Consider the following 23,051-nt stretch of genomic DNA (forward strand, 5'->3'; position numbering starts at 1 on the left):
GACGATTAGATTCCAAGGGTGCGATACCGTTCCATCCGGCGTGCGAGGCGACGGTCGGAGGGTTCGCGCATGAGCTCGATGAGTTCGTACTCCAGTGTCGCACCGACCCTGGACACGAAGTCCAATGGCTCCTCACTCGCGTCCGGGTGTTCGGCGATGATGCGGTCGACGACTCCCGTCTCCTTGAGCATCGGCGCATGCACCCCTTGGCTCTGTGCCATCTCCGGTGCACGCTCGGTCGTGCGATGCACGATCGCCGAGGCTCCTTCCGGAGGCAGAGGTGAGAGCCACCCGTTCTCCGCGCTGAGCACGCGATCTGCAGGGATCAGGGCGAGGGCTCCCCCGCCTGAGCCTTCGCCCAGGATGAGTGAGACCGAGGGAGCGTCGAGGTTCGCGAGGTCGGCAAGGCTGCGTGCGATCTCTCCGGCGATGCCGCCCTCCTCTGCCGATTTCGACAGTGCGGCCCCTGGGGTGTCGATGACCGTCACGAGCGGCAGGTCGAGTTCGGCGGCCAAACGCATGCCGCGCCTGGCCTCGCGCAGTGCTGCCGGGCCCAGCGGCGCACGGGAGTCCTGCCGGAACCGGTCCTGGCCGAGGACGATGCACGGGGCGGATCCGAACTTCGCCAGCGCCAACAGCAGCCCTGGATCCTTCTCTCCCTGTCCTGTGCCGTTGAGGGGCAGCACGGTGTTGGCGGCGGTGCGCAGCAGGTCACGGACCCCGGGACGATCGGCGTTGCGGGAACGAGTGATCGCCTCCCAGGCGTCGGACTTCGGGTCGACCACCTCGGGGCGGGTGTCCGGGTCACCCACTCGGCAGGGAAGCTCTTTGGCGCCCATGAGGACATCGAGGACTCGAGCGAGGGTGGTCTGAATCCGCTCGGGACTGATCACAGCGTCGATGATCCCGTGCTTGTGCAGGTTCTCACCCGTCTGCACGTTCTCCGGGAACTTCTCCCCGTAGATGGCTTCGTAGACCCGCGGCCCGAGGAAGCCGATGAGCGACCCTGCCTCGGCGACGGTGACGTGGCCCATCGATCCCCAGGATGCGAACACACCTCCGGTTGTGGGGTGGCGCAGGTACACGAGGTAGGGCAGAGCAGCCCGACGATGGGCCATAACGGCGTTGGTGATCTTGACCATCGACAGGAACGCGATCGTGCCCTCCTGCATTCTGGTGCCGCCCGAGGCGGGACCGGCCAGCAGCGGCAGGCCCTCGAGCGTCGCGCGTTCGATCGCGTCGACGAGCCGCTGGGCCGCGGCCACGCCGATCGACCCGGCGAGGAAACGGAATTCCCCAGCGACGATGGCGACACGACGACCCTCGATCCTGCCCTCTCCGGTGATGACGGCCTCATCGACTCCGGACTTCTCCCGGGCCGCGGCGAGTTCGGCCGCATACTCGTCGGAGATTCCCCCGGCGGGCGTGATCGGAGTCGTGTCCCAGGACACGAAGGATCCGTCGTCCACGACGATGTCGACGAGTTCATGAGCATTCAACCGTGCCACGTGCGTATCTCCTGTTCCAGATGTGTCTGACGAAGGGTATAGCGGTGTTGGACCTGCAGTGCTCGGGCGTCTCAGCCGTCCGAGTCGAGCCAGGACACGATCGCTTCGGCGTCCTCGTTCAGCAGCGGTGGAGCATCATGGGCAGTCCGCGTGGTCTCGACCTCGGCCTCACCATCGGCGTCGAAGAAGCGCAGGGGCGGTCCGGGCAGGTCGATGTCGCCGAGGACCGGGTGGTCGACGGAGACCTTGAGGCCCTGGCTCAGCGCCTGGTCCCAGGAGTAAACCTCCTCGAGGGTGCGTACCGTGCCCGACGGAATCCCGGCGTCGCCGAGTTTGGCGAGCAGGTCATCTGGCCCATAGGCGGCGAACTTGCTCTCGATGAGTTCGATCACGGCCGGACGGTTCGCGACGCGGGAGGCATTGTCGGCCATGCCTTCCGTAGCTGGGTCGATGTCGAATGCGGCGCAGAACTTCTGCCACAGGTTCTCGTTGCCCACGGAGATCTGCACGGCACCTTCATGGCATTTGAAGAGTCCATAGGGAGACAGCGACGGGTGGTGGTTGCCACCGGGCTCGGGGTTCTGTCCGGCCACTGTGGCGCGGGTGCCCTGGAAGGCATGGACTCCGACCATTCCGGCGATGAGGGAGGTGCGGACGACCTTGCCCTTGCCGGTGCGTTCGCGTTCGAGCAGAGCGGCGAGGACACCGTAGGAGCCGTAGATTCCGGCCAGGAGGTCTGCGATGGGCACGCCGACGCGCTGCATGTCATCCGGTCCCGAGCCTGTCAGTGACATCAGGCCTGCTTCGCCCTGAGCGATCTGGTCGTAGCCGGCGCGTGAGGATTCGGGTCCGTCGTGGCCGAAGCCGGTGATCGACAGGAGCACCAGGCGCGGGTTGATCTCCATGCACACCGTGGTGGAGAAGCCGAGGCGGTCGAGAACGCCGGAGCGGAAGTTCTCGATGAGCACGTCGGCGCGCGAGATGAGCTCTCGCAGAGTCTCCTTGCCGGTCTCAGACTTGAGGTCGAGGGCGATGGATTCCTTGTTGCGGTTGCAGGAGAAGAAGTACGTGGCCTGCGGGTCGTCTTCGGGTCCCACGAAGGGAGGGCCCCAGGAGCGGGAATCATCGCCCTTGCCCGGGTTCTCCACCTTGATCACACGAGCGCCGAGGTCGCCGAACATCATTCCCGCATGTGGGCCGGCCAATGCGCGGGAGAGGTCGATGACCGTGTATCCGGTCAGTGGGCCTTCGACCCCTGTGATTGTGTCGTTCGACATTCCTATTCCTCCTTGAAGTGGGTCCATCTAGCGATGAGCATACGCAATCGCTGACATTCCTCGTGGGCTCGGGGGCCATCCGCATGCTGGATCGCCATCACGTTGTAGGTGGTTCCGTCGGTCAGATCGAGGGTCGGCCAAGGGTCGTCGCCCTCCGGGGAGAACGCGACGCCGAGGATCTGGCCCCACGCGAAGGTCCGTGTCCTGACCATGTTCTTCACGACCAGTCCGGATTCGCTGGGTCGGGCCTGGATGTCGGACACGCGCAGCAGGGCGGCCGCGAAGATGATTCCCAGCAGGTTCATCCAGACCACATCGAGCGGTGTCCAAGGGTCCCAGTCCACGACGAGCAGTGCCACGGAGAGCACCGCGAACCCGATGAACACCACCACAGCGCCGACGATGCTGATGATGCGCACCTGGCGGGGTCGGAAGACGCGGAAATCAGATTCGGCAGGCACCAATGTTCGTCACCAGAATCGCACGAGCACCGACCGCGTAGAGACGGTCCATGACGTTGTTGACCTCTTTGGATTCGACCATGACGCGAGCGGCAACCCAGCCCGTCTCCTGCAGTGGGGAGATCGTGGGTGATTCGAGGCCGGGGGTCAGTCCGAGTGCTTGCGGCAGGAGCCGCTCTTCGATGTTGTAGTCGACGAGAACGTACTGGCGGGCCACCATCACCGATTCGAGTCGGCGCTTGAGCACCTCGATGGTCTCGGCTGCCCCGTCTCGCTGGACGAGGACGGCCTCGGACTCCAGCAGCGGTTCGCCGAAGGTCTCGAGCCCTGCCGCACGCAGGGTGCTGCCGGTTTCGACCACATCGGCGATGGCGTCGGCGACGCCGAGCTGGATGGAGACTTCGATCGCTCCGTCGAGCTGGACGGTCTTCGCGTCGATGCCTCTGGCCTGCAGGTCGGCATCGACGAGATTGGGGAAGCTGGTGGCGATGCGGGCACCCTCGAGCTGCGTCGGGGAGGTGAAGGATCCGCTGACCCCGGCGTAGAAGAACCGGGAGGCACCGAACCCGAGTCCGATGACTTCCTGCGCCTCGGCCTTCGACTCCAGCAGCAGATCACGACCGGTGATACCGGCGTCGAGGATTCCCGACCCGACGTAGACGGCGATGTCGCGGGGGCGCAGGTAGAAGAATTCGACGCCGTTGACTTCATCCTGATGGACCAGGGTCTTGCTTCCCCGGCGGGTGGAGTATCCGGCCTCGCTGAGCATCTCGGAGGCGGCTTCGGACAGTGCGCCCTTGTTCGGCACGGCTACACGCAGCATGGTGTCCTTTTGTGTTTCATCGTCAACGGTTTCGGGTGGTGCTCGGACTGCGGCTCAGGCGGTCTCTGGTTCAGGCGGTCTCTACAGATGCGAGTTGACGTCGTCGAGGCTGAGATCCTTGGCGACCATGAGCACCTGCAGGTGGTAGAGCAGCTGAGAGATCTCCCCGGCGAGCTCGTCCTTGGTCTCGTATTCGGCCGCCATCCAGACCTCTGCGGCTTCTTCGACGACCTTCTTTCCGATCGCATGGACTCCGGCGTCGAGTTCGGCCACGGTCTTCGAGCCTTCGGGGCGATCGAGGGATTTCTGCAGGAGTTCGGCGTAGAGCGAGTCAAAGGTCTTCACGAATCCAGCCTAATACATCGCCGACTTCGCGTTCGCACAGGGTCTCGACCAGCGGGACAGCCCCAGCGAGCGGGACGGTCTCAGTCCTCGGGGCTGCGGTTGATGTCAGTGGCGCCGAGGTGCGGCGCAGAGATCGTCTGGCGTGATCTCTTCGACCAGTCGATGAAGCCGATGACGACCATGACGAGGAAGATGAGGTACACGGCCCCGGAGAACACGAGCCCTCCTGCCACCGCCAGAGGGATGCCGACGAGGTCGACTGCCAGCCACACGAACCAGAATTCGACGATCGCCCTTCCCTGGGCGTACATCGCCACGAGTGATCCGATGAAGATGTAGGCGTCTGGGTAGGGGTTCCATGACCATCCGCCCAGTGCCAGGACATAGCCGAACACCGCGGTGCCCAGAAGCAGGGCGCCGACCAGGAGGAATCGTTCCTTCCACGTGGCCCAGCGGACGAGGACCTCTCCTGCAGCTTCACGCGATTTGTTCCACTGCGTCCAGCCCCACACCGCGGCGACGATGATGACGACCTGCCGTGAGGCGTTGCCGCCCAGGCCCGCAGAGATGCTCGCGGCGAAGAGCAGGATGGAACCGAGGATCTGGACCGGCCAGGACAGGATGTTGCGCCGCAGCGCCAGGACCACAGTGGCCAGGGCGCAGATGTTGCCGAACAGGTCGGAGTACGGCACCGGTTTGCCCAGCAGTTCGAATGCCGGCGTGTTCAGCCAGTCGAGCAGTTCCATATCGGCCTTCTTCAGTGCACGTGTGATGCTGCGAGCTCACGCAGCCCTGAGATCGCGGCGGCGGCGTCTTCGGGTCCGTAGACGGCTGAACCGGCCACGAGCACATCGGCACCGGCCTCGACGACGCGTTCGACCGTCGAGGTCGACACTCCCCCGTCGACCTGCAGTTTGATCTCAAGCCCGGAGGCCGAAATCGCTTCACGGGTCCGCCGGATCTTCGGCAGGCACACATCGAGGAACTTCTGCCCGCCGAACCCGGGTTCGACGGTCATGATGAGGATCTGGTCGAACTCGCCGAGGAGGTCGATGAAGGGTTCGATCGGAGTCGCCGGCTTGAGTGCGAGGCTGGCTTTGGCGCCCAGCTTCCGGATCTCCCTGGCCAGACGCACGGGTGCTGCGGCCGCCTCGGCGTGGAAGGTCACCGAGGCACAGCCGAGTTCGGCGTAGACGGGGGCGTGCCGATCCGCCTCGGCGATCATCAGATGAGCGTCGAGCGGGATCGGGCTGATCGCCTGGATCCGTTCGACCACGGGAGGACCGAAAGTCAGATTGGGGACGAAATGGTTGTCCATCACGTCGATGTGGGCCATATCTGCTGTGCTGATCTTCGCCAGTTCACCCCGCAGGTCCGAGAAATCGGAGCTGAGGATGCTGGGATTGATCTCGATCGCCATTTCAGTTCGCCTTCCGCATCAGAGCCAAGAACATTCCATCGGTGTTGTGGACATGGGGCCACAGCTGAGCGTACCGTCCCGCTCCCCTGCTCACCGAGGCGAACCCCTCGGAGTCGGCGCCGGTGACCTCGGCGAGGACCGCCGGTGCGTCGAGGATCTCGACATCGGTGTTGCGCAGGACATCGTCGACGACGAGTACGGTCTCTGCGTAGTGGGGAGAGCAGGTGGAATAGGCCACGACTCCTCCGGGCGCGCAGGCATCAAGGGCAGCGCGCAGGAGCTCGCGCTGCAGCCCGGCCAAGGCGTTGATGTCTTCGGGTCGCCGACGGTAACGCGCTTCGGGACGACGACGCAGTGCGCCGAGGCCCGAGCAGGGGACGTCGACGAGGACCTTCGCGTAGGGGCCGGTGGCATCTCGGGCGTCTTGGACGCGGGTGGTGACGTTGTCGAGTGCCTGGGTGGAGGACCTGACGAGTTCGACCCTGTGTTCGCTGGAGTCGAAGGCGTCGAGGGCGGTGTCGTGCTGCTTGGCGATCGCTGCCAGAACTGCTGCCTTGCCTCCGGGGCCGGCACACAGGTCTGCCCAGGTGCCTGCCGGCGCCTCAACCTGTGCCAGTGCCAGCGCCACCAGGGCAGATCCTTCGTCCTGCACGCGGGCTCGACCGGTGGCGACGGCGTCGACGTTCTTGGGCACGGCAGTTTCGAGGGTGACGCCGATGGGTGAGAATTCGGTCGGGGCTCCAGGCAGTTCGCCACGGTCCACGAGTCCGGGCAGCGCGGAGACGCTGACCTTCGCCGCGGCATTGTCGGCTTCCAGCAGTGCCTCCAGTTCAGAAGCCTGACGTCCATGGCCCTTGAGCGCTTGGGTCATGGCCCGAACAATCCATTCGGGATGAGAGTATTCGATGGCCTGTTCGCCCACTGTGGTGGCACCGGCGGTCACGCGGCGCAGCCATTCGGCCCGGTCGACCTCGGAGATCCGACGCAGCACGGCGTTGACGAATCCAGCGGTCTTCGGTGCATTGGTCTTGATCACAGCGACGGTCTCAGACAGTGCCGCATGGTCGGGCACGCGCATGGACAGGATCTGGTGGGCGCCGAGGCGCATGCCGGCCAGCGGTTCGGCGTCGATGCTGTCGATGGATCGGTTCGCGGCCCGGGCGATGATCGCATCATAGAACTCCTGTTGGCGCAGGGCGCCGTAGGTCAGTTCCGTTGTGAACGCCGCGTCCTGGGCATCCATGTGCGTGCGGGCCAGTTTGGCGGGTAGGAGCAGGTTCGCGTAGGAGTCCTTCGTCTCAACATCGACGAGGACCTCCCAGGCGATGCGCCGCGGCAGGTTCTTCGCCTGTCTGGGCGCGCGCTCCGTCTGCTGTCGGCGCGGAGCCGACTTCCTGCCGGCTCCGGCTGTGTTCCCGGGTGGCTGCTTCCGTGGCCTGCGCTCTTCTGCTGGCATCTGTCTCATGCTCCTTGCTCGGGGTCTGCCGCCGGCTCGGCGCTGGTTTCCAGGGGATCGAATCGGATGTCGCCGCGGCCGCGCAGGAAGTCAACGGCGGCCATGCGTGCTTTGCCGAAGGGTTGGATCTCCGTCACGTGGACCCAGCCGTCGCCGCAGCCAAGCACTGCGGTCTTCTCCCAGGACGTCAGCAGGCCGACCTCCGGCGGGTCGGTGACCTCGGGGGCGGGTGTGAGACCGAACAATTTGGTCCGCTTCCCGTCGACGTCAGCCCATGGTCCGGGGCTGGGGCTGACTCCGCGGGAGCGGTCGATGATGGCCTGTGCTGGTTCGGTGAAGTCGAGATGGGCGTCGTCGACGCCGATCTTGTCTGCGTGGGTCGCCTCTCCGGACTGTGGGGTGAGGACTGCGGTTCCGCCCTCGAGATCGTCGAAGGCTGCGACCAGCTCTGCCGCGCCCCTGTGGGCGTAGTCATCGAGTGCTGTGGCGACATCGGCATGGTCCAATGGCAGTTCGAGGCGGCGCAGGACGGGGCCGGAGTCCATCCCCTCGTCGATCTTGAACACGCTCACCCCGCTGTGCTGCTGGCCCGCGATCAGGGCTCGCTGGACGGGTGCGGCTCCGCGATGAGCGGGCAGCAGAGAGAAGTGGAGGTTGAACCAGCCGAGTTCGGCGGTGGACAGGGCTGCCGGTCCGGCGATGGCTCCATAGGCGACGACGGCCACGGCATCGACCTTGAGCGCTCGGAGTTCGGCGATGACCTCACCACGGAGGCGGCTCGCCTCGATGACATCGAGACCCAGCTCGAGTGCGCGGGCCTTGACCGGCGAGGGAGTGAGGACGCGTTTGCGTCCTACCGGGGCGTCGGGTCGGGTGAGGACGGCACGGATGCGGTGTCGAGATTCCACGAAAGCCTCGAGGGCTGGCACTGCGGCATCCGGGGTTCCGGCGAAGACGATATCCACTTGAGGAATTCTACTTGTTTAGTCCGCAGGTGCTGCGCCCGGGCATCTTGGTGCTCACAGCGACCGCGGATCGTCGATGCGGATGCGCACTTGGGGAAGCTTCTTCGCCGACCGTGAGGCGATGAGATGGGCCAGTGATTCTCCGACCGTGTCGCCGGCCGCGATCGGATAGGCTGCGACGGCTTTCTGTTCATCGCCGTCGGAGTCGCGGATGAGTTCGGTGAGGTCGGGCACGTCGGTGAGGACGGCGTCGATGCCGGTGCCGGGGCCGGTGAGTTCGACGATGCGCCGGTAGGGCGGGAACCCGAGCTCCCTGCGGTCGCCGAGTGCTCTGGACATGCTGGTGACCGGGTCGAATGTGGTCACAGTGCTCCGTATCGCCTCGTCGGTGTCGCCGAGGTAGACGACGCCCCCAGCGGTGCGTGATCTCACGAGAACTGCTGCGCGCAGGCGGCGGCTGATTCCCTCGTCGGTTGAGCGCATCCACGGTCCCGGCCACAGCGAGTCGAGCAGAATGGCACAGGCATAGCCTCCAAGGGCATAGGGTTCGGCTCCGGTGGTGGCCACAACGATGCGGGCAGTGTCATCGACGGCGACGGGAATGTCATCGCCGCCTGATTCGAGGATTTCGATTCCTGGCATGGCCTTGCGCAGCTCTTCGACGGTGCGGCCCCTGCCGCGCACGATCGAGCGCACTTGGTTCGAGCGGCAGCGTCCGCAGGAGAAGGTCTCGGAGTGGAAGCCGCAGGAACGGCAGGCGAAGGGCCCCACCTCCGACTGGGTGGTCAGGGTGGCCGAGCAGTTGGGACAGCGAGCGACCTCTTGGCATCGTGCGCAGGCGAACACCGGGTAGTACCCGGCGCGCGGGACCTGGACGAGGACAGGGCCTACGGCGTTGGTGTCCTTGGCCCCGGGCCTGAGAGCACCACGCATGAGCTGCCAGGCTTGCGACGGGATGCGCTGCCAGGCGAAGGGATCACGTTCCTCATCGGGGACGAAGACTCGTGGTGCTCCCTCGCGACGTTCCGGGCCAGTGGGCGTACTGTCGCGCAGCCACCCGACTTCCACGAGTCGCTGAATCTCGGCGCTGCGATCCGTGGAGACGAACAGCAGCCCGGTGGTCTCAATGGTCGACCTCAGGAGGCAGACCTCTCTGGCGTGCGGGTAGGGCGCGTGCTGGTCGAGGTAGTTCGAGTTCGAATCGTCGAAGCAGATGATGAGGCCCAGGTCTGCCACGGGAGCGAAGGCCGCGGCTCTGGTGCCGATCGTCATGCGTGTATGTCCCAGCAGTCCCCGCAGCCAGGCCTTCCACCGCTGCTCGGGCGATTGGTCTGCGCTGAGCACCGAGTACGAGTCGATGTCCGTACTGGCGTCGAGGGCCGCCGAGAGGACAACAAGTTCGCGGTGATCGGGCACCAGCCACAGCACGGACTCCCCCGCGGCCAATGTGGCCCTGGCTGCGGCCAGTCCGGCGGTGATCCAACTGAGCCCCGGGGTGGGCCCGGGTACGCAGGTCAGTGCGATGCGCGGATGTTCGACGGCTGGGAAGTCCTCTGCCCGGTCGGACGGGGAATGGCTGAGAACCCATTCGCCGAGGCGTTCGATCGTGTCCTTGGCAGTCGCCGTCTCGTTGTCTGCAGCGGCAGTAGTATCGTCGGCAGGCCCTTTATCGGCGGCCGAGTTCTCGGACGCCGTGCTCGCGCTATCGGAGTCTGTCGGTGCACTGGAACTGCTTCCGTTCTGATGCAGCGCCTTCTCCACCTTGAGAACGGCCTTTTCGGCGCGGGCGTGGCGCGGTGGGATCGCCAGCCGAAGGACATCGGAGAGTGTTCCGGCGTAGCGGCGGGCGGTGGCTGTGCCGAGTCGCAGCAGCTCGGGGGTGAGGACTGCGACCGGACTGGTGATGCGTTCGATCGTGGCCAGCGGTCCAATGTGATCGGATGACTCAACCCGTTCGAGCAGGAAGCCGTCACGCAGCTTGCCTGCGAACTTGACCCGCACGCGCACTCCCGGACGGGCCGTGTCTGCGAACTTCTCCGGCACTGCGTAGTCGAAGGCACGGGCCAGATGCGGCACCGGGTGATCGATGAGCACACGGGCCACGGGATCTTCCGCAGCCAACGGCACCTGCCCGAGGGCAGAGGTACCGGTGTCGATCGGTAGAGGTTCGTCCATCAAGCCGAGGAGACTGCACGAAGCAGATCGTCGGCGCGGTCCGTGACCTCCCATGTGAAATCAAGGAGCTCGCGGCCGAAGTGGCCGTAGGTCGACGTCTGGGAGTAGATCGGACGCAGGAGGTTGAGGTCCTGGATGATCATGGCCGGTCTCAGGTCGAAGACCTCGCGAATCGCCTTCGAGATCGCGTTCGGATCGACTTTCTCGGTTCCGAAGGTCTCGACGTAGAGGCCCATCGGGTCGACACGGCCGATGGCATAGGAGACCTGTACCTCGGCGCGGTCGGCGAGCCCGGCCGCCACGACGTTCTTCGCCACCCAGCGCATGGCGTATGCGGCGGAGCGGTCAACCTTCGAGGGGTCCTTCCCGGAGAAGGCGCCTCCGCCGTGGCGGGAGTAGCCGCCGTAGGTGTCGACGATGATCTTTCGACCGGTCAGTCCGGCATCGCCCATCGGTCCCCCGGTGACGAAGGGACCAGCCGGGTTGATGTGGATGTTGGCATGCGAGTCGTCGAGTCCGGAGCCGGCGATGACCGGATCGATGACGAAGTCTTTGATCTCGGCATGCAGCTGGGTCTGGTCCACATGTCCCGCGTGCTGGGTCGAGACGACGATGTTCTCGATCGAGACGGCTTCGTCTCCGTCGTAGCCGAGTGTCAGCTGGGTCTTGCCGTCGGGACGCAGGTAGTCCAGGGCACCGGTCTTGCGCACCTCGGACAGCTTCTCGGCCATGCGTGAGGCCAGGTGGATCGGCACCGGCATGAGGACGTCGGTGGCGTTGTCGGCATAGCCGAACATCAACCCCTGGTCGCCGGCGCCCAAGCTCGAACCGTGGTCGGATTCCACGGCCTCGCGGAAGTCCAGCGGGTTGGTCACACCGGAATGGATGTCGGTGGACTGGCTGCCGATGGACACGGAGACTCCGCAGGAGTGTCCGTCGAATCCGGTGTCGGAGGAGTCATAGCCGATTCCGGTGATGAGTCGGCGGACGATGCCGGCGACATCGGCGTAGGCTGCGGTGTTGACCTCACCGGCGACGTGGACGAGACCGGTGGTGACCATCGTCTCGACGGCGACCTTGGCGTTCGGATCCTGACTCAGCAGATCGTCGAGAACGGCATCGCTGATCTGGTCGCAGATCTTATCGGGATGGCCCTCGGTGACGGATTCGGACGAGAAGAAACGCAGATTTGATTGACTCACGGCGTCGATTCTACGCATTCCATTCGATTCACGAGAGCCGCAATGACCTTTTCCGAAACATCGTCCTTGCTGCCGTGGAACTCCGCGGAGGCGATGACGGCAGTGCCGTCGGCGCTGAGGATCTGGACGGCGTTCTCGTCGTGGCCGAAGGCCCTATCCTCGGAGACGTTGTTGAAGACCAGGAGGTCGACACCCTTGCGCTGGAACTTCGCCTTCGCATAGTCGAGAGCGCTGTGATGAGAATCTCCGGTCTCGGCAGCGAATCCGACGATGATCTGGGACTCCGGGCGTGACTGCACGAGCCCGACGAGCACATCGGGGTTCTGCACCAGGTTGAGAGTCAGACCCTCACCGCCGGACTTCTTCATCTTCGAATCGGTGCGCTGCGAGGGCCGGTAGTCGGCGACGGCAGCGGCCATGATGATGGCATCGGCCTCGGGTTGAGAGGCCAGCATCTGGGTCTGGAGCTCGAGCGTGGATTCGACGTTCGTGATGCGCACGTTGTGCGGCAGAACAGACAGCAGACCCGTATCGATATTGGCCGCGACCAGGTCCACCTGGGCTCCGGCTGCGGCAGCGGCTCGTGCCAGCGCGATGCCCTGTTTGCCTGAGGAGCGGTTGCCGAGGAAGCGCACTGGATCGAGTGGTTCTCTGGTTCCGCCGGCACTGATGACCAGGTGTTTGCCCTGCAGCGGCCCGCCGAGGTCGGTGGCGTTCGCAGACGCCGTGGCGCTCGCGGCAGCGGCAAGGGCGAAGTCGACGATTGTCTCAGGCTCGGGCAGGCGTCCAGGACCGGAGTCCGGTCCGGTGAGACGCCCGACAGCGGGTTCGAGGACGTGGATCCCGCGCTGCTTCAAGGTCGCGATGTTGGCGACGGTGGCGGGGTTCTGCCACATCTCGGTGTGCATGGCCGGGGCGACGACCACCTCGGCGGTCGTCGTCAGAACTGTGGCGGTGAGCAGGTCATCGGCGATGCCGGCGGCCAGCTTGGCCAGGGTGTTGGCTGTGGCCGGGGCAATGACGACGAGCTCAGCCTCCTGTCCGATGCGGACATGGTTGACCGACTCGATCTCGTCGAAGACGTCGGTGGTCACCGTCTGCGAGGACAGTGCCTCGAAGGTGGCAGCACCGACGAAGTTCAATGCGCTAGTTGTGGGCACGACTTTGACGCTGTGCCCGAGCTCCCGGAGCCGCCGAATGACATGGCACGCCTTGTAGGCGGCGATTCCACCGGCGACGCCGAGTACGGTTCTCACTGGTCGCTGAAGTCCAGTGCGCCATCGTTGCTGACAGCAGGCTGCGCAGGCTCTTGGCTGAGTCCGCCGAAGTCGGCTTCGGTAACCTCGCGAGCCACGATCTTGCCCTCGTTGATCTCGCGGAGCGCGATCGACAGCGGCTTCTCATGGGTGCCGGGGGTCACCAGCGGACCGACGTTTTCGAGCAGTCCCTCTTGGAGCTGGGCGTAGTAGGAATTGATCTGGCGGGCTCGCTGAGCCGCAATCGAGACCAGTTCGTACTTCGAGCTGGTCACGGCCAGCAGATCATCAATCGGTGGATTGGTGATGCCTTCAGGTTGTGCAGGCAATGAATGTCCAATCTAATCGGTAGTGGATATACCCATCAATGATATGAGTTCTTCGGCCGCAGTGCGAACGTGGTCATTGACGATGGTGACATTGAACTCGGATTCGGCCGCCAATTCCTGCTTGGCGGTGGTCAGCCGGCGCTCCTGTTCGGCTTCTGACTCGGTTCCGCGACCGGTGAGTCTCGACACGAGTTCGTCCCAGCTGGGCGGGGCCAGGAAGACGAACAGCGCCTCCGGCATCTTGTCCTTGACCTGGCGCGCTCCCTGCAGATCGATCTCCAACAGGGAGGGAATCCCCTGGGCGAGCTTCTCCTGCACTTGGGCCGAGGGCGTGCCGTAGCGGTGGCGACCATGGACCACGGCGTACTCGAGCAGCTCACCGGCAGCGATGAGCGAGTCGAATTCGTCATCGCTGATGAAGTGATAATGAACACCATCGACTTCGCCGGGTCGCCGTGGCCGCGTGGTGGCGGAGACGGAGAACCAGACCTCGGGATGGTGATCTCTGATGTACGCGCTGATGGTGCCTTTTCCGACCGCGGTGGGACCCGCGAGGACGGTCAGTCGATTATTCACAGATCTATTGTTCACACATTCAGGAGTATTTCTCCAACAGGGCATTCTTCTGGTGTACGCCCAGACCCTTGATTCGACGTGAGGATGCAATGCCCACGTCTTCCATAGCCGCCTCCGCACGTCGATCACCAACGCCGGGCAATGACCTCAGCAGATCGACGACGCGCATCTTCGCGAGTGCCTCGTCTGCATCGGCCTTCTTCAGCACGGCCGTGAGATCGGTTTGACCATTCTTCAACGCGGTCTTGACCTCGGCTCGCGCCTGACGGGCTTTGAAAGCCTTGTCAAGAGCAGCTGAACGCTGTTGCGGGGTCAAAGGTTCGAGTGCCACATTATCTCCTCTGTCACCATGAACGGGCAGGTAGGGAAGTTGCTTCAGTCTAAAACAAAAACCCTCGTGAGAGGCATAAAGCGGCAAAGAAAACTCAAGAGTTAGCAGAACTGCTCACTCCGGGACCACCCTGCTCCACCTCAGACGACTCAGGATATCGACGCCGAGCATTCAGGAAATCGAGGCAGAGCAGGACACGAAAGGAGGCGTACAGGCCGCAGAATCACGCAGCCTGCACGCCTGAAGCACAGTGAGATCAGCCATACGATCAGGAGGTCTCAGGCATCTCCTGCACGTGCCTTCCTCAGACCACCTGGGTCAGGGACTCGTTGAGAGACCTCGCCGCTGCCTGCACTCCTTCGGGTCCCGCACTGAGCACGGCCCGCGATGTGGTGGCCAGGATCTGGTTGGCCGCGATGGCTTCGGATCCGAAGACTTCGATCAGCTCGGCGATCCCTGCACCCTGAGCACCGACTCCCGGTGCCAGGATCGGGCCACCGCATGCGGCCGGGTCGAAGCCGAGTTCACGAGCGGCCGATCCGATCGTGGCGCCCACCACCAGGCCGAACCGACCAAGACCCTGGGCTGCGTCCGCCTCGTTGCGCGCGGCAACCTGCGACACGATCGACCCGGCCACCGAGTCGCCGAAGCCGTCTGCAGCCTCACCACGCCGTGCGTGCTGAACCTGCGCGCCTTCGGGATTCGAGGTCAGAGCCAGGACGAAGACGCCCCGATCATGAGCCTCGGCGAGGTCGAACGCCGGGTCCAGTGCCCCGAATCCGAGATACGGGGAGACCGTGATCGAATCGGCTGCCAGCGCCGAGGTGGGCTCCAGGTAGGCGCGTGCGTACGCTCCCATGGTTGACCCGATGTCCCCGCGTTTGATGTCGAGGACGCTGATGAGATCGTGTTCCCGGCAGGCAGCCAGTGTCTCTTCGAGCACCGCGACCCCGGCCGAACCGTACTGTTCGTAGAAGGCCGACTGCGGTTTCACCGCGGCCACCGTCCCGGACAGTTCAGACACCGTGCGCAGAGAGAATTCGCGCACTCCCTCCGCCGTGCGCGGCAGCCCCCAGGCCTCGAGCAGATGGTCATGGGGGTCGATGCCTACGCACAGCGGTCCGTGCTCGTCCATGGCCGCCTGCAGGCGGACGCCGAACATCACGCGCTCCAGTCCTGCAGACTACGCACCTTGAACGTCTTGTCACGGACGACCTCGATCGAGGTGACTGCCGCGGCGAATTCGGCCAGTGTGGTGATCAGCGGCACGGAGTTCGCTGTGGCGGAAGCACGGATCTCGTAGCCGTCTGCCCGTTCCTGGCGACCGGACGGAACGTTGATGACCATGTCGATCGTCCCCGCTGCCAGGTAGTCAAGGATCGTGCGATCCTCGGCGTCGGCTTCGAAGTGCTTGTGCACCTGAGTGGTCTTGATGCCGTAGCGGGATAGGACCGCGGCCGTGCCGGTGGTCGCGACCACGTCGAAGCCCATGTCGACGAGTTCCTTCACGGGCAGGACCATGGCTCGCTTGTCCCGGTCTGCGACCGAGACGAAAACTGTGCCGGAGGTCGGCAGCTTGACCGATGCACCCAGGAGGCCCTTGGCGAAGGCCGTCGGGAAGTCGTGGTCGATGCCCATGACCTCACCGGTCGAGCGCATCTCCGGTCCGAGGATCGAATCGACGACCTTGCCTTCGACGGTCCTGAACCGGCGGAACGGCAGGACCGCTTCCTTGACCGCGATCGGGTGGTCCAGAGACAGCCGCGAACCGTCACCGGTCTCGGGAAGCATGTCCCCACGCAGATCCGCGATGCTGCGACCGACGGCGATGAGCGCCGCGGCCTTGGCCAGCTGGGTGGAGGTGGCCTTCGAGACGAAGGGCACGGTGCGCGAGGCGCGGGGGTTGGCCTCGATGACGTGGAGCACGTCGGCGGTGATGGCGAACTGGATGTTGAGCAGTCCACGCACATTGGTGCCTTCGGCGATCGCTGCGGTGGCGGTGCGGACGCGTTCGAGCACGTCCTCACCCAAAGTCAGCGAGGGCAGCACACACGCCGAGTCACCGGAGTGGATACCGGCCTCCTCGATGTGCTCCATGATGCCGCCGATGAAGATGTCGGTGCCGTCGTAGAGGGCATCGACGTCAATCTCGATGGCATCTTCGAGGAACCTGTCGACGAGGACGGGACGGTCCACGGAGATCTCCGTGGCCGTTGCCATGTAGTCCACCAGCTGCGTGCGGTCGTAGACGATCTGCATTCCGCGGCCGCCGAGAACATAGGACGGCCGGACGAGGACCGGGTAGCCGATCTCCTCGGCGATCTTCTCGGCCTCGGAGTAGGTCACGGCGGTGCCGTGCTTCGGTGCTGTGAGACCGGCACGGTCGAGCACAGCCCCGAATTCGCCGCGATCCTCGGCCAGGTCGATGGCCTCGGGCTGGGTGCCGAGGACCGGCACCCCTGCGGCCTTGAGCTTATCGGCCAGTCCCAGCGGCGTCTGCCCACCCAGGGTGCAGACGACACCGAGTACGGGACCGGCGGCCACCTCGGCGTGGTAGACCTCCATGACGTCTTCGAAGGTCAGTGGTTCGAAGTAGAGACGATCGGCCGTGTCATAGTCCGTCGACACGGTCTCCGGGTTGCAGTTGACCATGATCGTCTCGTACCCGGCCTCGGAGATGGCCATCGTCGCGTGCACACAGGAGTAGTCGAACTCGATGCCCTGACCGATCCGGTTCGGACCCGAGCCGAGGATGAGCACGGCAGGCTTCTCGCGCGATGCGACCTCGGTCTCCTCGTCGTAGCTCGAGTAGTGGTACGGGGTGTGCGCGGCGAACTCACCGGCACAGGTGTCGACGGTCTTGAACACCGGGCGGATCCGCAGGGCGTGGCGGACACCGGTGACGACATCGGTCTCCATGCTGCGCAGCTCGGCGATCTGCTCATCGGAGAAACCGTGGTTCTTCGCGACCTTGAGCACCTGGGGATCGAGTTCGTCGGCCGAGGAGATGAACTCGGCGACCTCATTGATGAGTTCGATCTGGTCGAGGAACCAGGGGTCGATCTCGCAGGCTTCGAAGACCTCCGCATTGGTCAGTCCCGCGGCCAGACCCCGCTGCACGGAGTGGATGCGATCCGCGGTGGCATGCGAGATGGATTCGAGGACGGACTCCCTGACGTCCTCGTCGTTGATGTCGGGCAGGTCGGTCCAGGAGAACGAGGCCTTTCGCTGCTCCATCGAGCGCATCGCCTTCTGCAAGGCGGTGGTGAAGTTGCGGCCCAGGGCCATGACCTCGCCCACGGACTTCATGGTCGTGGTCAGCGTGGGGTCGGCAGCTGGGAACTTCTCGAAGGTGAACCGTGGGATCTTGACCACGACATAGTCCAGCGTCGGTTCGAAGCTGGCGGGGGTGACCTTCGTGATGTCGTTGGGGATCTCGTCGAGCGAATAGCCGACAGCCAGCTTCGCGGCCATCTTCGCGATCGGGAATCCGGTGGCCTTCGAGGCCAGTGCCGAGGAGCGCGAGACTCTCGGGTTCATTTCGATGACGACGATGCGGCCGGTCTTCGGATCCACAGCGTACTGGATGTTGCAGCCGCCGGTGGCGACGCCGACGGCGCGGATGACGTCGATGCCGATGTCGCGCATCTTCTGGTATTCGCGGTCGGTCAGCGTCAGCGAAGGCGCCACCGTGATCGAGTCACCGGTGTGCACGCCCACGGGGTCCACGTTCTCGATCGAGCAGATGACGACCACATTGTCCTTGTGGTCGCGCATGAGTTCGAGTTCGTATTCCTTCCAGCCGAGGATCGATTCCTCGAGGAGCACCTCGTGGTTCATCGAATCGCCCAGGCCGGCTCCGGCGATGCGGCGCAGGTCAGCCTCGTCATAGGCCATGCCCGAGCCGAGCCCGCCCATGGTGAACGACGGCCGCACGACGACGGGATAGTTGAGCTCTTCGGCTCCGGCCAGCGCCTCGTCGATGGTGTGGCAGATGACGGACTTCGCCGATTCTGCGCCGCATTCTTCGACGATGGTCTTGAACTTCTGACGGTCCTCGCCGCGCTGGATGGCTTCGACGTCGGCGCCGATGAGTTCGACCCCGTACTTCTCAAGGGTCCCCGCATCGTGGAGTTCGATCGCGGCGTTGAGCGCTGTCTGACCGCCCAGTGTCGGCAGGATCGCGTCGGGGCGTTCCTTCTCGATGATCGATTCGATGATGTCGGGATCGATGGGCTCGACATAGGTGGCGTCGGCGACGTCGGGATCGGTCATGATCGTGGCGGGGTTGGAGTTGATGAGGATGACGCGCAGGCCCTCTTCGCGCAGCACACGGCAGGCCTGGGTGCCCGAGTAGTCGAATTCACAGGCCTGACCGATGACGATCGGCCCAGAGCCGATGACGAGGACGGATTTGAGATCTTGTCTGAGTGGCATGGGTTCTCCTTAGGCCTGTGCGACCTGGGAAGCGGACATGAGGTCGATGAAGCGATCGAACAGGTAGCTCGAGTCGTGAGGCCCGGCGGCGGCCTCCGGGTGGAACTGGACGGAGAACGCCGGAATGTCGAGGCACTGGAGGCCCTCGACCACATCGTCGTTGAGGCACACGTGGGAGACGGTGACTCGACCGTAGTCCGCGTCGTGCGGTGCCTGCGTCTCGCCGTCCAAGGGTGCGTCGACGGCGAAACCGTGGTTCTGCGAGGTGATCTCCACCTTGTCAGTGGTGCGGTCCATGACCGGGACGTTGATGCCGCGGTGGCCGAAGGGCAGTTTGTATGTGCCGAAGCCCAGTGCACGGCCCAGCAGCTGGTTACCGAAGCAGATGCCGAAGAACGGCATCTTCGCAGCCAGGACCTCCCGCAGGAGTGCGACCTGGTCATCAGCGGTCGCCGGATCCCCGGGGCCGTTGGAGAAGAAGACTCCGTCGACGCCCAGCGCCTTGATCTCAGCAAAGCTCGTGGTGGCGGGGAGGAGGTGAACGTCGATGCCGCGTTCGCTCAGGCGTTCCGGGGTCATCGATTTGATGCCCAGGTCCAGGGCGGCGACGCTGAACTTCTTCTCTCCCACAGCAGGAACGAGCTTGGGTTCGGTGATCGAGACCTCTTCGGCGAGCTTCGCTCCGGCCATGTGCGGTGAGGCCTGGACCTTCGCCAGCAGCTCATTGTCATCAGCCTCGGCGGCGGGCCCGGAGAAGATGCCCATACGCATGGCTCCGGCTTCGCGCAGATGCAGGGTCAGGGCACGGGTGTCGACGTCGCTGATGCCGACGATGCCGGATTCTTCGAGGCGCGTGGACAGGTCTCCGATGGAGCGCCAGTTCGAGGACACGCGGGAGGCGTCGCGGACTACGTAGCCGGAAACCCAGATCTTGGCCGATTCGTCGTCGTCATCGGTGATTCCCGTGTTGCCGATGTGCGGCGCGGTCTGGATCACGATCTGACGGTGATAGGACGGGTCGGTCAGGGTCTCCTGATAGCCCGACATGGCGGTGACGAAGACCGCTTCGCCCAGGGTCTCTCCGATGGCGCCGTAGGCAGAGCCTCGGAAGGTGCGTCCGTCTTCGAGGACGAGGACGGCAGGTGTGGTGGACAGTCTCATTGTGCCTCTTCGATCATTTCGCGGATGCGGTCGACGGTGGGGGTGGTGCTGGCGGCGTAGCGGGCGCGGAAGCCGGTGTCGACGAGGGTCTCCCCCAGCCGCCAGGTGATGCGGACGATGCCGCCGCGTTCGACGAACTTGCCGATCATGCCGGCGGTGGTGTCGACGGAGACGATATCGCGTCTGGGGATGAGGAAGTCCTCACGTCCGGCGAGGTCCATGATGACTCCCCCATCGGTGACGACGATCTCTCCCGTGGTGCGGATGCCGAGACCATGGACGGCCACGCGCTCGAGCGGATGCCCGGCGAGGGTCGTCGATACGTAGGAGCCTTCGACGGGGTCCGCGACGGGCTTGATTCCCAGATGCGGCTTCGCCGGCTGCGGAACTTCGGTCTGGCTCTTCTTTCGTCGGCTCCAACCCCAGGTGATGGCGAGGATCAGGAGTAGGAAGACGACGGCGATGATGATGACGCTTACTGGTCGGTCCATGATGCTCCTGCCGGATGGGGTGTGCTGAGTCGTCCGCCCGAGAGCACCCGGTGGCCGTAGAAGAAGGTGTCGGTGACCGAGGTGGAGACCTCAAGACCGGCGAAGGGGTTGTTGCGGCCCTTCGTCGCGTGGTCATCGGGCACGATCGTGTGCGTCGAGTTCGGGTCGATGAGCACGATGTTGGCGCTTGCTCCGATCTCGAGGCTGCCGTGGCCGGTGGCCCCGGTGATGCGCGCTGGTGTCACCGACATGACCCGGGCGAGGTCGCCGTAGTCGAAGTCGTAGTCGGCCATCGCCTCGACGACGATGGACAGTGCCGTCTCCATGCCGACCATGCCCATGGCCGCTGCCGTCCACTCGCTGCACTTGTGTTCTGCAGTGTGTGGGGCGTGATCGGTGCCGATGACGTCGATCGTGCCGTCGGCCAGTGCCTCGCGCAGTGCGGTGACATCGGCCTCGGTGCGCAGCGGCGGGTTGACCTTGTACACAGGGTCGAAGCTGCGGACGAGTTCGTCGGTGAGCATGAGATGGTGCGGGGTCACCTCGGCGGTGATCTCGACTCCGCGCGACTTCGCCCAGCGGATGATGTCGACGCTGCCCTTGGTCGAGACGTGGCAGATGTGCAGCCGTGAGCCCACATGCTCGGCCAGGAGCACATCGCGGGCGATGATCGACTCCTCCGCGACGGCGGGCCAGCCGGGCAGTCCCAGCTCAGCGGAGACGACACCCTCGTTCATCTGCGCGCCCTCGGTCAGGCGCGGTTCCTGTGCATGCTGGGCGATGACTCCGTCGAAGGTCTTGACGTACTCGAGGGCCCGGCGCATGAGCAGCGGATCGGAGACGCAGATCCCGTCGTCGGAGAATATGCGGACGCGAGCCGCCGACCGGGCCATGGCTCCGATTTCGGCGAGGTTCTTGCCTTCGAGTCCGATGGTCACGGCGCCGATGGGCACGACTTCGGTGTAGCCGGCGGTGCGCCCGAGACGATGGACCTGCTCGACCACGCCTGCGGTGTCGGCGACGGGTGCGGTGTTCGCCATGGCATGGACGCAGGTGAAGCCGCCTGCTGCGGCCGCCCGCGACCCGCTCAGAATCGTCTCCGCGTCTTCCTTTCCGGGTTCGCGAAGATGCGTATGCATGTCGACGAGCCCAGGCAGAGCAACGAGTCCTTCTGCGCTCACGACCTCCACCGAGCTGCTGTCGGGATCGAGCAGGTCCGGATCGACGATCGTCGAGTCCTTGATGGCGATATCGGCACTTCCCTGGCCCAGCACATTCGCACCGCGGATCAGATAATCAGTCATTGGGCTCCTCCTGGCCTGTCAATAGGCGGTACAGAACCGCCATGCGCACACTGACTCCGTTCTCGACCTGGTCGAGGATGAGGGCGCGCGGTGAGTCGGCGGCTGCCGCTGAGATTTCGAAGCCGCGGTTCATCGGCCCCGGGTGCATGATGAAGGTCTCCTTCGGCAGGCCCGCCAGGCGGGCCGCGGAGAGTCCCCACAATCGTGCGTATTCGCGTTCGTTGGGGAAGAACGACTCGTGCATGCGCTCGTGCTGGACACGCAGCATCATCACGGCCGCAAAGTCTTCGCTGTGCAGCGCCTCATCGAGGTCGTAGTGCAGGGTCACAGGCCAGGTCTCGACACCCCATGGCAGCAGCGTCGGGGGTGCGACGAGGTGGACTTCGGCGCCGAGGTTGGCCAGCAGGTGGACATTCGAGCGGGCTACTCGAGAATGCAGGACGTCCCCGACGATGGCGACCTTCGCCCCGTCGAGACCGCGTCCGCGCGGGCCGTCCTTGACTGCGCCCGAGGCGGAGAATCCACCGAGGGCACGGCGCAGGGTGAAAGCGTCGAGCAGAGCCTGAGTGGGGTGTTCGTGAGTCCCGTCGCCGGCGTTGACGACAGGAACATCGATCCAACCGGTGTGAGCCAGGCGATGCGGTGTGCCGGAACCGGCGTGACGGACGACGAGCGCATCAGCTCCCATGGCCGAGATCGTCTGGATGGTGTCCTGCAGGCTCTCGCCCTTGGACACGGACGAGCCTTTGGCGGAGAAGTTGAGGACGTCGGCGGAGAGCCTCTTGGCCGCGGCTTCGAAGGACAGACGGGTCCGCGTCGAGTCTTCGAAGAAGAGGTTGACCACGGTACGCCCACGCAGGACGGGCAGCTTCTTGACCTCGCGTTCGGAGACCTGTGTCATCTCTTCGGCGATGTCGAGTATCGAGATGGCGTCGTCGCGGCTCAGTGACACGGTGTCGAGGAGGTGCTTCATTCACGGCCTCCCGAGATGGTCACGCCGTCTTCGCCGTCGATCTCGGCCAGGGAGACGTTGACGCGTTCGCTGCTGGAGGTGGGGAGGTTCTTCCCGACGTGGTCGGCTCTGATCGGCAGGTCGCGGTGGCCCCGGTCGACGAGCACGGCCAGCCGGACCTTGGACGGACGACCCAGATCCGAGAGCGCATCGAGGGCGGCTCTGATGGTGCGGCCGGAGAAGAGCACATCGTCGACGAGGACGACGGTCTTGGCATCGATGCCGGCGGCGGGAATGGTGGTGGGCTCCGGGGCGCGGTAGGCGCCGCTGCGCAGGTCATCACGGTACATGGTGATGTCGAGGCTGCCGACGAGTTCGCTCGCCATCTCCGGTCGTGCGGAGATCGAGGCGATCTGTTCGGCCAGCCGGGTGGCCAGGGGCACCCCGCGGCGTGGAATCCCTAAGAGGACGAGGTCATCGCTGCCTTTGTTGGACTCGATGATCTCGTGGGCGATACGGGTCATTGCCCGTTTCATATCTGGGGCATCGAGCACTGTTCGCTGTGTCATGCTTCCCCTTCTC

The 23,051-nt window shown here is 64.8% G+C and carries 22 protein-coding genes; all 22 read right to left on the minus strand.

The window, feature by feature from the left end; genetic code table 11:
* Positions 1–5: 5 nt before the first annotated feature.
* A complete protein-coding gene (locus LQ788_RS11405; RefSeq protein ID WP_231441074.1) occupies positions 6–1,508 on the minus strand; it encodes an acetyl-CoA carboxylase carboxyltransferase subunit alpha/beta in 1,503 nt (500 codons plus the stop codon).
* A gap of 71 nt (positions 1,509–1,579) precedes the next feature.
* Positions 1,580–2,785, minus strand: coding sequence for a CaiB/BaiF CoA transferase family protein (locus LQ788_RS11410; protein WP_231441076.1), 1,206 nt, complete (start codon positions 2,783–2,785; stop codon positions 1,580–1,582).
* Between the two features lie 2 nt (positions 2,786–2,787).
* Positions 2,788–3,246 carry a PH domain-containing protein gene (locus LQ788_RS11415; protein WP_231441078.1) on the minus strand — a complete coding sequence of 153 codons (459 nt, stop codon included), beginning with the start codon at positions 3,244–3,246 and terminating at the stop codon, positions 2,788–2,790.
* The gene (gene hisG / locus LQ788_RS11420) at positions 3,230–4,069 is read right to left on the minus strand and encodes an ATP phosphoribosyltransferase (RefSeq protein WP_231441081.1); all 840 of its coding nucleotides are present in this window, start codon (positions 4,067–4,069) and stop codon (positions 3,230–3,232) included. Before hisG ends, LQ788_RS11415 begins: the two co-directional genes overlap by 17 nt.
* 81 nt (positions 4,070–4,150) lie before the next feature.
* Complete coding sequence (locus LQ788_RS11425; protein ID WP_009881410.1) at positions 4,151–4,414, minus strand: phosphoribosyl-ATP diphosphatase; 264 nt, start codon at positions 4,412–4,414, stop codon at positions 4,151–4,153.
* A gap of 80 nt (positions 4,415–4,494) precedes the next feature.
* Entirely contained in the window at positions 4,495–5,160 is a 666-nt protein-coding gene (locus LQ788_RS11430; RefSeq protein WP_231441083.1) for a nicotinamide mononucleotide transporter family protein, read from the minus strand.
* 11 nt (positions 5,161–5,171) lie between these two features.
* Positions 5,172–5,834: a ribulose-phosphate 3-epimerase gene (gene rpe, locus LQ788_RS11435; protein WP_231441085.1), complete on the minus strand. Its 663-nt coding sequence runs from the start codon at positions 5,832–5,834 to the stop codon at positions 5,172–5,174.
* A gap of 1 nt (position 5,835) precedes the next feature.
* Positions 5,836–7,290, minus strand: a complete 1,455-nt coding sequence (locus LQ788_RS11440; protein ID WP_231447408.1) for an RsmB/NOP family class I SAM-dependent RNA methyltransferase — start codon at positions 7,288–7,290, stop codon at positions 5,836–5,838.
* Between the two features lie 5 nt (positions 7,291–7,295).
* Positions 7,296–8,255, minus strand: a complete 960-nt coding sequence (locus LQ788_RS11445; RefSeq protein ID WP_231441087.1) for a methionyl-tRNA formyltransferase — start codon at positions 8,253–8,255, stop codon at positions 7,296–7,298.
* A gap of 54 nt (positions 8,256–8,309) precedes the next feature.
* The gene (locus LQ788_RS11450) at positions 8,310–10,430 is read right to left on the minus strand and encodes a primosomal protein N' family DNA-binding protein (RefSeq protein WP_231441089.1); all 2,121 of its coding nucleotides are present in this window, start codon (positions 10,428–10,430) and stop codon (positions 8,310–8,312) included.
* Entirely contained in the window at positions 10,430–11,632 is a 1,203-nt protein-coding gene (gene metK / locus LQ788_RS11455; RefSeq protein ID WP_317207040.1) for a methionine adenosyltransferase, read from the minus strand. Before metK ends, LQ788_RS11450 begins: the two co-directional genes overlap by 1 nt.
* Positions 11,629–12,888 carry a bifunctional phosphopantothenoylcysteine decarboxylase/phosphopantothenate--cysteine ligase CoaBC gene (coaBC, locus tag LQ788_RS11460; RefSeq protein WP_231441092.1) on the minus strand — a complete coding sequence of 420 codons (1,260 nt, stop codon included), beginning with the start codon at positions 12,886–12,888 and terminating at the stop codon, positions 11,629–11,631. Before coaBC ends, metK begins: the two co-directional genes overlap by 4 nt.
* Complete coding sequence (gene rpoZ, locus LQ788_RS11465; RefSeq protein ID WP_231441094.1) at positions 12,885–13,217, minus strand: DNA-directed RNA polymerase subunit omega; 333 nt, start codon at positions 13,215–13,217, stop codon at positions 12,885–12,887. The genes coaBC and rpoZ overlap by 4 nt, the downstream gene beginning before the upstream one ends.
* A 12-nt stretch (positions 13,218–13,229) precedes the next feature.
* Entirely contained in the window at positions 13,230–13,793 is a 564-nt protein-coding gene (gene gmk / locus LQ788_RS11470; protein ID WP_231441096.1) for a guanylate kinase, read from the minus strand.
* 19 nt (positions 13,794–13,812) lie between these two features.
* On the minus strand, positions 13,813–14,124 hold the full coding sequence (gene mihF, locus LQ788_RS11475) for an integration host factor, actinobacterial type (protein ID WP_231441098.1): 312 nt from the start codon (positions 14,122–14,124) through the stop codon (positions 13,813–13,815).
* Between the two features lie 304 nt (positions 14,125–14,428).
* The gene (gene pyrF, locus LQ788_RS11480) at positions 14,429–15,286 is read right to left on the minus strand and encodes an orotidine-5'-phosphate decarboxylase (protein WP_231447410.1); all 858 of its coding nucleotides are present in this window, start codon (positions 15,284–15,286) and stop codon (positions 14,429–14,431) included.
* Positions 15,286–18,561 carry a carbamoyl-phosphate synthase large subunit gene (gene carB / locus LQ788_RS11485; RefSeq protein WP_231441100.1) on the minus strand — a complete coding sequence of 1,092 codons (3,276 nt, stop codon included), beginning with the start codon at positions 18,559–18,561 and terminating at the stop codon, positions 15,286–15,288. The genes pyrF and carB overlap by 1 nt, the downstream gene beginning before the upstream one ends.
* A gap of 9 nt (positions 18,562–18,570) precedes the next feature.
* Positions 18,571–19,722, minus strand: a complete 1,152-nt coding sequence (carA, locus tag LQ788_RS11490) for a glutamine-hydrolyzing carbamoyl-phosphate synthase small subunit (protein ID WP_231441102.1) — start codon at positions 19,720–19,722, stop codon at positions 18,571–18,573.
* Positions 19,719–20,213 carry a PH-like domain-containing protein gene (locus LQ788_RS11495; RefSeq protein WP_231441104.1) on the minus strand — a complete coding sequence of 165 codons (495 nt, stop codon included), beginning with the start codon at positions 20,211–20,213 and terminating at the stop codon, positions 19,719–19,721. The genes carA and LQ788_RS11495 overlap by 4 nt, the downstream gene beginning before the upstream one ends.
* Positions 20,198–21,517, minus strand: a complete 1,320-nt coding sequence (locus tag LQ788_RS11500; RefSeq protein WP_231441105.1) for a dihydroorotase — start codon at positions 21,515–21,517, stop codon at positions 20,198–20,200. Before LQ788_RS11500 ends, LQ788_RS11495 begins: the two co-directional genes overlap by 16 nt.
* On the minus strand, positions 21,510–22,490 hold the full coding sequence (locus LQ788_RS11505; protein WP_231441107.1) for an aspartate carbamoyltransferase catalytic subunit: 981 nt from the start codon (positions 22,488–22,490) through the stop codon (positions 21,510–21,512). Before LQ788_RS11505 ends, LQ788_RS11500 begins: the two co-directional genes overlap by 8 nt.
* Positions 22,487–23,038: a bifunctional pyr operon transcriptional regulator/uracil phosphoribosyltransferase PyrR gene (pyrR, locus tag LQ788_RS11510; RefSeq protein WP_231441110.1), complete on the minus strand. Its 552-nt coding sequence runs from the start codon at positions 23,036–23,038 to the stop codon at positions 22,487–22,489. Before pyrR ends, LQ788_RS11505 begins: the two co-directional genes overlap by 4 nt.
* Between the last annotated feature and the right edge of the window lie 13 nt (positions 23,039–23,051).

This window comes from Brevibacterium zhoupengii, from assembly GCF_021117425.1.
GTDB classification, from domain to species: domain Bacteria; phylum Actinomycetota; class Actinomycetes; order Actinomycetales; family Brevibacteriaceae; genus Brevibacterium; species Brevibacterium zhoupengii.